Annotated in this window: 13 protein-coding genes; 2 read left to right on the forward strand and 11 right to left on the reverse strand. The window is 66.6% G+C overall.

Annotation, left to right across the window (positions count from 1 at the left end; translation table 11 throughout):
- Positions 1-81: 81 nt before the first annotated feature.
- Positions 82-2,286 (reverse strand): primosomal protein N', encoded by a 2,205-nt coding sequence (locus K8M09_RS15805; RefSeq protein ID WP_160787091.1) that lies wholly within the window; start codon positions 2,284-2,286, stop codon positions 82-84.
- 58 nt (positions 2,287-2,344) lie between these two features.
- Positions 2,345-3,475 (reverse strand): AAA family ATPase, encoded by a 1,131-nt coding sequence (locus K8M09_RS15810; protein WP_160787092.1) that lies wholly within the window; start codon positions 3,473-3,475, stop codon positions 2,345-2,347.
- A gap of 148 nt (positions 3,476-3,623) precedes the next feature.
- On the opposite strand from K8M09_RS15810, the gene K8M09_RS15815 reads away from it, so the two are divergent.
- Entirely contained in the window at positions 3,624-4,559 is a 936-nt protein-coding gene (locus K8M09_RS15815) for a tyrosine recombinase XerC (protein WP_160787093.1), read from the forward strand.
- A gap of 64 nt (positions 4,560-4,623) precedes the next feature.
- The gene (locus tag K8M09_RS15820; protein WP_160787094.1) at positions 4,624-5,700 is read left to right on the forward strand and encodes a TraB/GumN family protein; all 1,077 of its coding nucleotides are present in this window, start codon (positions 4,624-4,626) and stop codon (positions 5,698-5,700) included.
- On the opposite strand, the gene K8M09_RS15825 is transcribed toward K8M09_RS15820, so the two are convergent.
- The 9 genes from K8M09_RS15825 to odhB all read right to left on the reverse strand — a co-directional run bounded on the left by K8M09_RS15825 (position 5,684) and on the right by odhB (position 12,085).
- Entirely contained in the window at positions 5,684-6,178 is a 495-nt protein-coding gene (locus K8M09_RS15825) for a DUF2867 domain-containing protein (protein WP_160787095.1), read from the reverse strand. The genes K8M09_RS15820 and K8M09_RS15825 overlap by 17 nt on opposite strands.
- Positions 6,179-6,251: 73 nt before the next feature.
- Complete coding sequence (locus K8M09_RS15830; RefSeq protein ID WP_160787096.1) at positions 6,252-6,551, reverse strand: type II toxin-antitoxin system RelE/ParE family toxin; 300 nt, start codon at positions 6,549-6,551, stop codon at positions 6,252-6,254.
- The gene (locus tag K8M09_RS15835; RefSeq protein WP_160787097.1) at positions 6,548-6,811 is read right to left on the reverse strand and encodes a type II toxin-antitoxin system ParD family antitoxin; all 264 of its coding nucleotides are present in this window, start codon (positions 6,809-6,811) and stop codon (positions 6,548-6,550) included. Before K8M09_RS15835 ends, K8M09_RS15830 begins: the two co-directional genes overlap by 4 nt.
- A 72-nt stretch (positions 6,812-6,883) precedes the next feature.
- Positions 6,884-8,290 carry a dihydrolipoyl dehydrogenase gene (gene lpdA, locus K8M09_RS15840; protein WP_160787098.1) on the reverse strand — a complete coding sequence of 469 codons (1,407 nt, stop codon included), beginning with the start codon at positions 8,288-8,290 and terminating at the stop codon, positions 6,884-6,886.
- Between the two features lie 23 nt (positions 8,291-8,313).
- A complete protein-coding gene (locus K8M09_RS15845; RefSeq protein WP_160787099.1) occupies positions 8,314-9,066 on the reverse strand; it encodes an SDR family oxidoreductase in 753 nt (250 codons plus the stop codon).
- Positions 9,063-9,548, reverse strand: a complete 486-nt coding sequence (locus tag K8M09_RS15850; RefSeq protein WP_160787100.1) for a hypothetical protein — start codon at positions 9,546-9,548, stop codon at positions 9,063-9,065. The genes K8M09_RS15845 and K8M09_RS15850 overlap by 4 nt, the downstream gene beginning before the upstream one ends.
- Positions 9,549-9,551: 3 nt before the next feature.
- Entirely contained in the window at positions 9,552-10,196 is a 645-nt protein-coding gene (locus K8M09_RS15855) for a LysE family translocator (RefSeq protein ID WP_160787101.1), read from the reverse strand.
- 153 nt (positions 10,197-10,349) lie between these two features.
- On the reverse strand, positions 10,350-10,763 hold the full coding sequence (locus K8M09_RS15860; protein WP_160787195.1) for an MAPEG family protein: 414 nt from the start codon (positions 10,761-10,763) through the stop codon (positions 10,350-10,352).
- A 98-nt stretch (positions 10,764-10,861) separates the two neighbouring features.
- A complete protein-coding gene (gene odhB, locus K8M09_RS15865) occupies positions 10,862-12,085 on the reverse strand; it encodes a 2-oxoglutarate dehydrogenase complex dihydrolipoyllysine-residue succinyltransferase (RefSeq protein WP_160787102.1) in 1,224 nt (407 codons plus the stop codon).
- Between the last annotated feature and the right edge of the window lie 35 nt (positions 12,086-12,120).

Consider the following 12,120-nt stretch of genomic DNA (forward strand, 5'->3'; position numbering starts at 1 on the left):
CTGCGATTCTCTATCGCACAAGCGCCCGGCGCACTGAAGCGCACGCGCCGACTTCGCACAACTCTTTGTTAACCATGCACTTCACAGGAAACTCTGCGGATCGACATCGAGCTGCACCTGCAGCGAGGCCCGCTCCTTCGGCCCGTTGGCCAGCATGGCGCGCAGGAAGGCCTGCATGTCGCTGCCCCGCCGGCCATGCACCAGAAGGCGAAAACGGTGGCGGCCGCGCACCAGCGCCAGCGGCGCTTCCGCCGGGCCGAGGATGGAAATTCCGTCCGCATGGGGTGCCGCCTGCCGCAATCCGCGCGCATGCGCTTCCGCCTCGCCGCGCGTATCGGCCGAGACGATGACCGAGGCGAGCCGGCCGAAGGGCGGCAGCAGCGCCTTTTCCCGCTCGCCGATCTCGCGGTCGTAGAAGGCCTGCGCATCGCCCGAGACGATGGCCTGCATGACGGGATGGGCCGGCTGGTAAGTCTGGATGAGGCCGTGGCTCTTGAGGCCCGAGCGCCCGGCGCGGCCCGTGACCTGCGAAAGAAGCTGGAAGGTGCGTTCAGCCGCGCGCGGATCGCCGTTGGAGAGGCCGAGATCGGCATCCACCACCCCGACCAGTGACATGAGCGGGAAATTGTGCCCCTTGGCAACGAGCTGCGTGCCGATGACGATATCCGCCTCGCCCCGCGCGATGGCTTCCAGTTCCAGCCGCAGGCGCTTGACGCCCATCAGATCGGAGGAAAGCACGATGGTCCGCGCCTCGGGGAAATGGCGCTCGACCTCCTCCGCGATGCGCTCCACCCCCGGCCCGCAGGCCGCCAGATGATCGAAGGTGCCGCATTCCGGGCAGGCTTCGGGCGTCCGCTCCGCATAGCCGCAATGATGGCACTGGATCTGCCCGCGAAAACGGTGCTCCACCAGCCAGCTCGAACATTGCGGGCACTGGAAGCGATGGCCGCAGACCCGGCAGAGCGTCAACGGCGCATAACCGCGCCGGTTGAGGAAGAGCAGCGCCTGCTCCTCCTTCTCGATGGTGCGGGCGATGCCGCGCAGCAGAACCGGCGAGAGGAAACCGCCTTTTGCCGGCGGATGCCGCCGCATGTCGACGAGATGCAGGTCCGGCAGGGCCGCATCGCCGTAGCGCGTCGGCAAATGGAGCTTGCGGTAGCGCCCGGTCTCGCTGTTGACCCGGCTTTCCACCGAAGGCGTCGCCGAGACCAGCACGGCCGGGAAATCGCCGATGCGCGCGCGCACCACCGCCATGTCGCGGGCATTGTAGAAGACACGGTCTTCCTGCTTGTAGGCCGGGTCGTGCTCTTCATCGACGATGACGAGGCCAAGATTCTCGAAGGGCAGGAACAGCGCCGAGCGCGCGCCGGCCACCACCCGCACATCCCCCGTCGTCACCTGCCGCCACACGCGCTCGCGCATCCGCGGGGCGAGGTCCGAGTGCCATTCGGCGGGCTTGGCGCCGAAACGGTCCTGGAAGCGTTCAAGGAAACTTGCCGTCAGCGCGATTTCCGGCAGCAGGATCAGCACCTGCCGGCCGCGCCGCAACGTCTCGGCGATGGCCTCGAAATAGACCTCCGTCTTGCCCGAGCCGGTAATGCCGTCGATCAGCGAGACGGAGAAGACGCCCTTCTGCACGCTCTCGACCAGTTCCGCCGCACTTTCCGTCTGCGGCCCTTCGAGCCGGGGGGCGACATAATCGGGATCGGGCGCGGCCACCACCGGCGGCGGCGGCAGGAAAACAGTCTCGAAACTGCCCTGCTTGACCAGCCCGTCGATAACGCTCGTCGAGGTGCCGGAGGCATGGGCAAGGCCCGAGCGGGTCCACGCAATGCCGTCCTCGACCAGTTCCAGCACGCGCTCGCGGGCGCTCGTCAACCGTTCCGGCCGGTGGCCGGTGAAGCGCAGCCCCTCGATCATCGGCTCGGGATCGAAGGCCGTCGGCGCGCGTAGCGCCATGCGGGCGACGAGGCCCGGCGGCGTCACCGTATAGGCGGAGACCCAGTCGAGGAAATCGCGCATCTCCCTGGAAAGCGGCGGGCAGTCGAAGACCTTCTCGATGGGCCGCAGCTTTTTCGGATCGACCCTGCCGTCATCGCCGCCGTCCCAGACGACGCCCGGCACCAGCCGCGGTCCGAGCGGCACCTGCACGATGGAGCCCGGCTCGACCGCCATGCCCTCGGGCACGGCATAGGAATAGGGCGCAGGCGTCGGCACCGGCACCATCACGGGCACCGTGCGCGGAAAAAGCCTTTCCCCGAAAAGATTGGTCGAATCGCTGCTCATCGCCCGCGAAGATGCCCCCGCGGCCGTGCGAAGAAAACCGCAAAGATCGCCGCCCCGCTCATTCGTCGTCGTCCATCTCGCCGGTCAGCCGCATCCCGTCGATCCAGGTTGCCCCGTCCTTACGCACGACGCGCCTGGCCCGCACCCCGCAGCGGCTTTCCACCTCCCGCGCCAGCCGCTCCGAATGGGTGACGATCCAGAGCTGGCTCGTGCGGGCGGCGCGCGCGATCATTTCGGCAAGCGCCGGCAGCATGTCGGGATGAAGGCTGGCCTCCGGCTCGTTGAGCGCGATCAATGGCGGCGTGCGGTAGGAGAGCAGCGCGGCGGCGAGCGAGAGGAAGCGAATCTGCCCGTCGGAAAGCTCGCGCGGCTGGAAGACGCGCTGCGGGAAATGCGGAAAGACCAGCCCGTAGGAGGCGAATTCCTCCGGCTCCGGCACGGAAAGCTTCGCCCCGCCGAAGGCATCCGCGACGGCCCGGTCGAGATCGACCGTATCCTGCCGCGTCCAGGCGAGCGTGGCGAAGACCGCCGCCATATTGGCCCCGTCCTCGTCGAGCAGCGGCGCGGTGACGGCAAGGCAGGGCTGGCGCAGCGCCGAATCGCGATCCGTGCGGAAGCCGTGAAAGAACCGCCATTGCGAAACGGCGCGGCGAAAGGTGCCGATCTCTGGATAATGCCCGGCATCGCCGAGCAGCGCGATGGCCGTCTCCGACGTCAGCGCCTGCTCGGGATATTCGGCCATGCGCCCCGTCTCGTTGCGCACCATGATGCCCGGCCCGGACCGCTTCATCACCGTCACCGGCCGGCGGCCCGTCTCGATGGAAAGTTCCTCCGCCTTCACCTGCGGCTCGAAGGCGAAGCCGGCGGAGGCCGGCGGCCTGAGGCCCGCCTCGATGCGGTAGCGGAAGGTGATCGCCCGCTCCTCGTCCATCAGCTCGGCCTCGAGCCTGATGCGCACCGGCTCGTTCGGCCGGCGCTTGCCGGTCCACAGCGCCGATCCCATGCCGCCTTCCGCCGCGATCTCGTTGGCGAAGGTGCCACGCACCGCCGCCTGCACCAGTTGCAGCGAGCGATAGAGGTTGGACTTGCCGGCCCCGTTTTCCCCAACGAAGAGGTTCACCCGGCCGAGATCCATGCGGATCGAACGGAGCGAGCGGTAGTTTTCGGCGGACATGGAGCGCAGCAGCATGAATTGACCCGGATTCGAAAAGAGAGCCGTCTCTATACAGCCCACCGTGTCTAGAGGAAGGCGATACTCCTTGCCCAGCCCGGAGGAAGAACGTTAGCAAATCCTTAAGCGGAAACCGCCATCCTGCCCCGAACATCAGAGACAGGACATGACGGAACTTCTCATCATCGCCGACCAGACGCTCATGGACGAGCGGCAGGGCTGGCTCAGCGCCCTTGCCGAGGAACGCCGGCTTTCCGACAACACGCTGGACGCCTATGAGCGCGACACGCGCCAGTTCCTCGCCTTCCTGACGCAGCATATCGCCGCCCCCGCCCGGCTGAAGGACATCGGCGCCCTGCGCCCGGCGGACCTGCGCGGTTTCCTCGCCGCCCGCCGCCGTGACGGCGCGGGTTCGCGCACGCTCGGCCGCGGCCTTGCGGGCCTGCGTTCCTTCCTGCGCCATCTGGAGCGCAAGGGCCTCGCCAATGCCGCCGGGGCGACCGCCGTTCGCTCGCCGAAACAGCCGAAATCGCTGCCGAAGCCGCTTTCCGACAAGCAGGCCATCGCCGTCGTCGATGCGCAGGAACAGCTTGCCGAAGAACCCTGGATCCGCACGCGCAACGCCGCCGTGCTGACCCTTCTCTATGGCTGCGGCCTGCGTATTTCCGAGGCCCTGTCGCTGACCCCGGCGGACTTTGCCGGCAGCCCCACCTCCCTGCGCATCACCGGCAAGGGCGACAAGACGCGCATCGTGCCGCTGATCGCCCAGGCGCGAACGGGTGTCGAAGACTGTATCAGGCTCTGCCCCTTCCAGCTTGCGGAAGACAAGCCGCTCTTCCGCGGCGCGCGGGGCGGCCCCCTGCAGCCGGCCATCGTCCAGCGCGAGATGCAGAAGCTGCGCGGCGCGCTCGGCCTGCCGGACAGCGCCACGCCCCATGCGCTGCGCCATTCCTTCGCCACGCATCTTCTGGCCGGCGGCGGGGACCTGCGCACCATCCAGGAACTGCTCGGCCATGCCAGCCTTTCCACCACGCAGGTCTATACCGGCGTCGATTCGGCGCGCCTGCTCGAAATCTACGACCGCGCCCATCCCCGCGCCTGATCCCGTTAAGGGATTATGAGGAAGAGGACGCTAGGGTCCGCCCGAAAATGCAGGGAGTTCGACCATGATAGTCCTTCTTCACAAAAGCCGTGAAGCGCTCGCCGACCGGCTGGCCGATACCGGGCTGTGGCTTCTCGCCGCGATCAACGTGCTCCTCGCACTCTCCTTCCTCGTCGTGCTGGCGGCCCTTTCGCCGGCCAACGCCCAGGAAACGCCCGCCTGCGGCGGCGAGAACCTGCTTACGCAGCTTGAGAAGGACGATCCCGCCGCTTTCGCGAAGCTGCGCGCCGAAGCCGACGCCGTACCGAACGGCCGGGCCATCCTCTGGAAGATCGAAAAGGACGGCAGGCCCCCCTCCTGGCTGCTCGGCACCATGCATGTGACCGATCCGCGCGTGCTCGCCATGCCCGAGACCGCGCGCACCGCCTATGCCGCCGCCGGCACGGTCATCGTCGAATCGGACGAGATCGCCGACGAGAAGAAGGCCAGCGTCGCGATCATGGCGCACCCCGACCTCACCATGTTCACCGACGGCAAGTCCATCACCGATTTCCTCGACAAGGACGACGCCGCAAAGCTGACGGAAGGCCTGAAGAGTCGCGGCCTTTCGCTCGCGGCCGTCGCCCGCATGAAGCCGTGGATGATCGCCAGCTTCGTCGCGCTGCCGGCCTGCGAGATCGCCCGCAAGACCGCCGGCGCCGCCTTCCTCGACCAGCGCCTCGCCAAGGACGCGCTTGCCGAGGGCAAGACCCTGAAGGGCCTCGAAACCCTGATCGAACAGATTTCCGCCCTCGATTCCCTGCCGCTCGAACCCCAGATCCAGGGCCTCGTGCAGACGGTGGAGCTGGGCGACAAGCTGGAAGACGTCATCGAGACGATGAGCCAGCTCTATCTTGCCGGCGATACCGGCATGATCATGCCCATGATGCGCGCGGCCGGCCCCGAGACAGGCGACGATGCCTATGCCGATTTCGAGCAGCGCATCATCGTCGACCGCAACCACATCATGGCGGACCGCGCCGCGCCGATCCTCGCGGAGGGCAATGTCTTCATGGCCGTCGGCGCACTGCACCTGCCGGGGCCGGAGGGCGTTGTCGAGCTGCTGCGCAGGAAGGGCTTCACGGTCACCGCCGTGAAGTGAGCACCCGCTCGCCGATGCCGGACAGCATCCGGCGCACGATCAGCTTGTGGAACGGCATGACGGCGGCAAGATAAAGCCGCCCGAACAGGTTGTTGCGCTGGACGAGCGTCATGACGGAAAGGGTCTGCCCGCTCGGCCGGTCCTGCCGCACGTCGATGACAATGCGGAAATCGAGGTGCCGGTCATCGAAGCCGAGCACCACCCGGTCGTCGCTGACACTGACGACGGGAAATCCGCCGATCTCCGCATCCGAGGTCTTCACCTCCGCCGCCGCCCCTTTGAGGCCGAAAGGCGCGACAAGAGCGTTGCGCAGCACCATCAGCTTGCGCACCCAGCCCGGCGGATGCTCCAGCGCCAGCCGCGCCGCCTCCCGCGCCGTCAGATTGCCGACCGGCAGCCCGAGCGTGAAGCGATCCGCCCAGTCGGCGGCGGGAAGGAGGGGATGGGGGAGCGAGACGGGCCGCGAGACGGGAGACATGAAGACCTTCCTTTAAGGCCTTCATGGTGCCCCCGTTCGGGCGGGGAAGACAGGCGGCCGGTTGTCGCAGTCGCTATCCGTCCGGGAAAAGGATCGCCTCGACATCCTGCGCGCCGTTCAGGATATGCAGCACCTGCACCTGCCCATCCGCAACGCGGTAGAAGATCAGATAACGCCCATGCACGAGGCGGCGGACACCATGACGCTCGTAACGCGGCACAAGCGGAAAGGCGTCAGGCGTTATGGCAAGCGCTCCACATCGGACAAGCAGCTCCTGCACGAAGCTGAGCGCCCGCGCCGGATTATCGCGGGCGATGTAATCGCCGATCGTTTCGAGGTCCCTCTCCGCTTCCCGTGAGAGGACAACGATCATGAGGCGCTGCGCCCCGTCATCCGGCCATATTTCGCAGCCAGCCGTGCCGCCACATCTTCCGCGGAAGACAAACGCCCGGCCTCTGCGTCCTCCAGCCCCCTGGCAATGGCAGCATCCAGCGCGACCAACCGCTTCTCGCGCTCCTCGACGAGCCGCACGCCCTCGCGGAGCACTTCGCTGCGCGAATTGTAGCGACCCGTTCGCACCAGGTCGGCGACATAGTCTTCAAGATGCTTGCCGAGATTTGCGCTGCTGGCCATGGCGACCTCCATCACCCGATTATAGATCGGCTGATAATAGTTAGCAATCAGAGGTCGCCACGACCGAGCCGCTCACATATGGATCGGCTTGGCGAAGGTTGCGAGCGCGGCTTCCTTGACGGCTTCCGACATGGTCGGGTGCGCGTGGCAGGTGCGGCCGAGGTCTTCGGAGGAGCCGCCGAATTCCATCAGCACGGCCGCCTCGTGGATCATCTCGCCGGCGCCGAAGCCGACGATGTGGACGCCGAGAACGCGGTCCGTTTCCTTGTCCGCCAGAACCTTCACGAAGCCGTCCGTCGCCAGCATGGCGCGGGCGCGGCCGTTGGCGGTGAAGGGGAATTTGCCGGCCTTGTAGGCGATGCCCGCGGCCTTCAGCTCCTCTTCCGTCTTGCCGACGGAGGCGACTTCCGGCTGGGTGTAGACGACGCCGGGGATGACGTCGTAATTCACATGGCCGGCCTGACCGGCGAGGATTTCGGCGACGGCAACGCCCTCGTCCTCGGCCTTGTGGGCCAGCATCGGGCCGCGCACCACGTCGCCGATGGCGTAGATGCCCGGAACGTTGGTCTGGAAGTGCTTGTCGATCTCGACGCGGCCACGGCTGTCGAGCGCGACGCCGGCTTCCTTGAGGCCGAGGCCTTCGGTGTAGGGCTTGCGGCCGGTGGCGATCAGCACGACGTCGGCGTCGATGGTGGTGGCATCGCCGCCCTTGACCGGCTCGAAGGTCACCTTCGCGCCGGAGCCGGACTTCGTAACGCCCGTCACCTTCGCGCCGAGCTTGAAGTCCATGCCCTGCTTGGCCAGCATGCGCTGGAACTGCTTGGAGACCTCGCCGTCCATGCCGCCGAGAATGGCGTCGAGATATTCGACGACCGTGACCTTGGCACCGAGGCGCGCCCAGACCGAGCCGAGCTCGAGGCCGATAACGCCGCCGCCGACGACGACCAGATGGCCCGGCACCTTGTCGAACGCGATGCCGCCCGTCGAGGAGACGATGACCTTCTCGTCGATCTCGACCGGAACGCCCGGAATGCCGGCAACATCCGAACCCGTGGCGATGACGATGTTCTTCGTTTCGAGAACCTGTTCCTCGCCCTTGTCGTTGGTGACGGAGACCTTGCCCGCGCCCAGCACCTTGCCGGTGCCCTGAATGCCGTCGATCTTGTTCTTCTTGAAGAGGAAGGCGACGCCGTCGACATTCGACTTCACGGTGGCATCCTTGTGCGCCATCATGTTGGGCAGGTTGAGGGTCGGCTTCACGCCGTCGATGCCGAGGGCTTCCATGCCGTGGGCGGCGTGGCTGTAGGTCTCGGAGGCGTGCAGCAGCGCCTTGGAGGGAATGCAGCCGACATTGAGGCAGGTGCCGCCATAGGTCGCGCGCTTTTCGACGACCGCGACCTTGAGGCCGAGCTGGGCCGCCTTGATGGCCGAGACGTAGCCGCCGGGGCCGGAACCGATAACGATGAGATCATATGCCATGACAAGTCCTTCCTGCGCGGGGCCTAGCGGCCGCCGCTGACGTTGAGGGCGGCACCCGTCACATAGGATGCCGCGTCGGAGAGAAGATAGAGAATGGAATGGGCGACGTCATCGGCCGTGCCCGGCCGCTGCATCGGGATGAGCGATGCCATGTCGCGCGCCCGGTCCGGCAGGCCGCCGGAGGCGTGGATTTCCGTATCGATGATGCCGGGGCGCACGAGATTGACGCGCACGCCTTCCGCCGCGACCTCGCGGGCAAGACCGATGGTGAAGCTCTCGATGGCGCCCTTGCTGGCGGCATAGTCGACATATTGCCCGGCCGAGCCAAGCTGCGCGGCGACGGACGACAGGTTGACGATGGAACCGCCCTGCCCGCCATGGCGCGTCGACATGCGGCGCACGGCCTCCTGCGCGCAGCGGATCGACCCCATGACATTGACGGCGAACATGCGCTCCAGCCGCTCGGCAGACATTTCGTCGACGCGCTGCGGCATGGCGACGATGCCGGCATTGTTCACGAGACCGTCGAGCCGGCCGAAGGTGCCGTCGATGGTGGAGAAGATATTGGCAAGGCCGAGCTCGCTGCCGACATCGCCCTGAATGGGAATCGCCGAGCCGCCGGCATTGCGGATTTCGGCCACCACGGCCTCGGCGGCTGCAAGATTGGAAACGTAGTTCACCGCGACCTGCCAGCCGGCCGCGCCCGCAAGGCGGCACACGCTGGCGCCGATGCCGCGGCTGCCGCCGGTGACGAGAAGGACGGGGGCCTCGCTCATGCCGCGCATCCCTTCCGCTTCAGCACGTCCCAGGGCATGACACTCGCCTTGCCCTCTTCCCAGAGGGTCGAATAGCGCAGCGACGCCCCGAAGCCGGAGAGAAGCAGGCTCTCGGCCGCCTTGCCGCCTTCATCGGGCAGGAGCGCGGCATCGCCGCTGTCGAGCGCATAGATCACGCCTTCCCAGACGGTGCAGGTGGCGATCTCCTCGCCGGTCGCATCCCCTTCCGGGCAATTGTGCATGACCATACCGTTGGAACGGGGAGGGTCGCCCGGCAGGACCACACCGTCCAGCACCACGCCGCTGGCAAGCACCTTCAGCTTGAAGTGATGGCTCGTCGCGGCGGCATCGGAGCCGACAGGCTCGAAGGTCAGCTCATAGCCCCCGTCGCGATCCGCATAGATCGCGCGGTCCTGCCGGCACTCCGCCGCAGATGCAGCGGAAGCGGCGAGGAAAGCGGTGAGGACGAGGGCAGCGCGCATGTTTCAGTGGGCCTTTTCCGTGGCGAGCTTGATGCCAAGCGCGATGAAGACGAGGCCGCTGGCGCGGTCGATCCACTGGCTGGCGCGGGCAAAGGCCGCGCGCATCTTCGGCGTCGTCATGAACAACGAAACGCCGACGAACCAGACGATGAGGCAGATCGCCATGACAAGGCCGTAGCCGAACTTGACGGCGATGGGCGTGTGGGCGCTGACGACCGTCGAGAAGATCGACAGGAAGAAGAAGACCGGCTTGGGGTTCAGCGCATTGGCAAGGAAGCCGAGGCCGAAGGCGCGCAGCGCCGACTGTTCGCTCTTGCCGTCCGCATCGCCCTTCACCGCCTCGACGGAAAGGTCCGCCTTGCCGGCGCGAAGCGCCTTGATGCCGATATAGACGAGATAGGCGACACCGCACCACTTCACGATGTTGAAGAGGTAGATCGACTGGGAAATGATGAGGCCGAGGCCGAGGATCGTATAGGTGACGTGGAACATCAGCGACGTGCCGATGCCGAAGGACGTGACGATGGCCGCGCGGCGTCCATGCACGAGCGACTGGCGCATGACCATGGCGAGGTCCGCGCCGGGGGAGACGATGGCGAAGGCGAAGATAGCCATCAGGGAGGCAAGTTCGAGAAGATACTGGCTCATGGACGTGCGACCGGTGCGTTGTGGAGGCCGTGAAGGCCACGGGATTGCTCTGCGCACGCCTCGCGTGCCCGACGGAAGGTATCCTGCGGTTCGGTTGCTGTCACGATGCCGGGAGGAGCGAAGGCCACGGTTTCGTCTCGGCTCGGGCTTCGGTCAGGTCATCAGCCGCACGACCATCAGGACAAGCCCGAAGATCGATACGAACCAGGCGAGCGTGCGCAGCACCGGAACGCCGGCCACGTAGAACAGCGTGAAAACCATGCGGGCGGCAATCCAGACCAGCGCGCCCGTCGCGCCAAGCCCGCCCGTCTTGCCCGTCACGGCCAGCGCAAGCGCCAGCGCGACGAAGGCGGGATAGGTCTCCAGCATATTGTTGAGGGAACGCTGGAGACGCCCCGCCACCACGCTTCTGGACGTACGCTGCTCGTCCCGCGGGCCGAGCAGGTACTTGATGCCGAGATCGCCGGCGAGATCCAGCGACAAGGCCTGCACGAGAATATGCACGAGGAGAAACACGACGCTCCAGCCGAGCACCCAGATTTCCGTCGATGCGGCCGCTGCTTCCATCACCCTCGCACTCCAGGCGCAGACCCGATCATCGCCCCGACGCCGGCAAGCGGCGGGGCAGACGGGCGCTCTCGAAGGAGCGCCCGCCGCAGCGACCCTTAGAGATCGAGAACGAGGCGTTCGGGATCTTCCAGGCTGTCCTTGACGCGCACGAGGAAGGTCACGGCTTCCTTGCCGTCGACGATGCGATGGTCGTAGGAGAGCGCGAGATACATCATCGGACGGATGACGATCTGGCCGCCGACGACGACCGGGCGTTCCTGGATCTTGTGCATGCCGAGGATGCCCGACTGCGGCGCATTGAGGATCGGCGAGGACATCAGCGAACCGTAGACGCCGCCGTTCGAGATGGTGAAGGTGCCGCCCTGCATGTCGGCCATGGAAAGCTCGCCGTCACGGGCGGCTTTGCCGAGGCGGCCGATTTCCTTCTCGATCTGGGCAATGCCCATCTGGTCGGCATCGCGCACGACCGGAACGACGAGGCCCTTGTCCGTGCCGACGGCAACGCCGACATGGCAGTAGTTCTTGTAGATGATGTCCGTGCCGTCGATCTCGGCGTTGACGGCCGGCAGTTCCTTCAGCGCATGCGTGACGGCCTTGGTGAAGAAGCCCATGAAGCCGAGCTTCACGCCATGCTTCTTCTCGAAGAGGTCCTTGTAGCGGTTGCGCAGGTCCATCACGGCCGACATGTCCACCTCGTTGTAGGTGGTCAGCATGGCGGCGGTGTTCTGCGCGTCCTTGAGGCGCTTGGCGATGGTCTGACGCAGGCGCGTCATCTTCACGCGCTCTTCGCGCGGCGCATCGGCTTCCGAGGAGGCCGGGCGGGCGGCAACCTTGACCGGCTCGGCAGAAGCAGAAGACGCCGTGATGCCCTTGGCGACGGCGGCCATGACATCGCCCTTCAGCACCTGGCCACGCTTGCCGGAACCGTCGACCTGATCGGCCGAGAGGTTGTTTTCGGCAAGCAGCTTGGCGGCGGCAGGAGCGGCCGGCATGGCAGCGGAAGCGGCGGGCTTGGCCTCAGCAGCCGGAGCGGCGGCGACAGCCTTTTCCGCGGCAGCGGGAGCCGCCGCACCGGCGACAGCGCCGGCGGAAATCTGGCCGAGCAGGCCGCCCGGCTCGACGGTGTCGCCGGCATTGGCGGTGATCTCGGCAAGGACGCCGGAGGCCGGGGCCGGCACTTCGATCGTCACCTTGTCGGTTTCCAGTTCACAGAGCGGCTCGTCGGCCTTGACGGTGTCGCCGACCTTCTTGAACCAGGTGCCGACGGTCGCTTCGCTGACGGATTCGCCCAAAGTCGGGACGCGGATTTCGGTAGCCATGATTTGAGTTCCGTTGTTCGTGTCTTTGTCGTGGG

Source organism: Shinella zoogloeoides (genome assembly GCF_020883495.1).
Classification (GTDB): domain Bacteria; phylum Pseudomonadota; class Alphaproteobacteria; order Rhizobiales; family Rhizobiaceae; genus Shinella; species Shinella zoogloeoides.

Excerpts from the sequence above, each read along its gene's own strand:
- K8M09_RS15805 (WP_160787091.1), bottom strand. The coding sequence starts at position 2,286 with ATGAGCAGCGATTCGACCAATCTTTTCGGGGAAAGGCTTTTTCCGCGC.
- K8M09_RS15810 (WP_160787092.1), bottom strand. The coding sequence starts at position 3,475 with ATGCTGCTGCGCTCCATGTCCGCCGAAAACTACCGCTCGCTCCGTTCG.
- K8M09_RS15815 (WP_160787093.1), top strand. The coding sequence starts at position 3,624 with ATGACGGAACTTCTCATCATCGCCGACCAGACGCTCATGGACGAGCGG.
- K8M09_RS15820 (WP_160787094.1), top strand. The coding sequence starts at position 4,624 with ATGATAGTCCTTCTTCACAAAAGCCGTGAAGCGCTCGCCGACCGGCTG.
- K8M09_RS15825 (WP_160787095.1), bottom strand. The coding sequence starts at position 6,178 with ATGTCTCCCGTCTCGCGGCCCGTCTCGCTCCCCCATCCCCTCCTTCCC.
- K8M09_RS15830 (WP_160787096.1), bottom strand. The coding sequence starts at position 6,551 with ATGATCGTTGTCCTCTCACGGGAAGCGGAGAGGGACCTCGAAACGATC.
- K8M09_RS15835 (WP_160787097.1), bottom strand. The coding sequence starts at position 6,811 with ATGGCCAGCAGCGCAAATCTCGGCAAGCATCTTGAAGACTATGTCGCC.
- lpdA (WP_160787098.1), bottom strand. The coding sequence starts at position 8,290 with ATGGCATATGATCTCATCGTTATCGGTTCCGGCCCCGGCGGCTACGTC.
- K8M09_RS15845 (WP_160787099.1), bottom strand. The coding sequence starts at position 9,066 with ATGAGCGAGGCCCCCGTCCTTCTCGTCACCGGCGGCAGCCGCGGCATC.
- K8M09_RS15850 (WP_160787100.1), bottom strand. The coding sequence starts at position 9,548 with ATGCGCGCTGCCCTCGTCCTCACCGCTTTCCTCGCCGCTTCCGCTGCA.
- K8M09_RS15855 (WP_160787101.1), bottom strand. The coding sequence starts at position 10,196 with ATGAGCCAGTATCTTCTCGAACTTGCCTCCCTGATGGCTATCTTCGCC.
- K8M09_RS15860 (WP_160787195.1), bottom strand. The coding sequence starts at position 10,763 with ATGGAAGCAGCGGCCGCATCGACGGAAATCTGGGTGCTCGGCTGGAGC.
- odhB (WP_160787102.1), bottom strand. The coding sequence starts at position 12,085 with ATGGCTACCGAAATCCGCGTCCCGACTTTGGGCGAATCCGTCAGCGAA.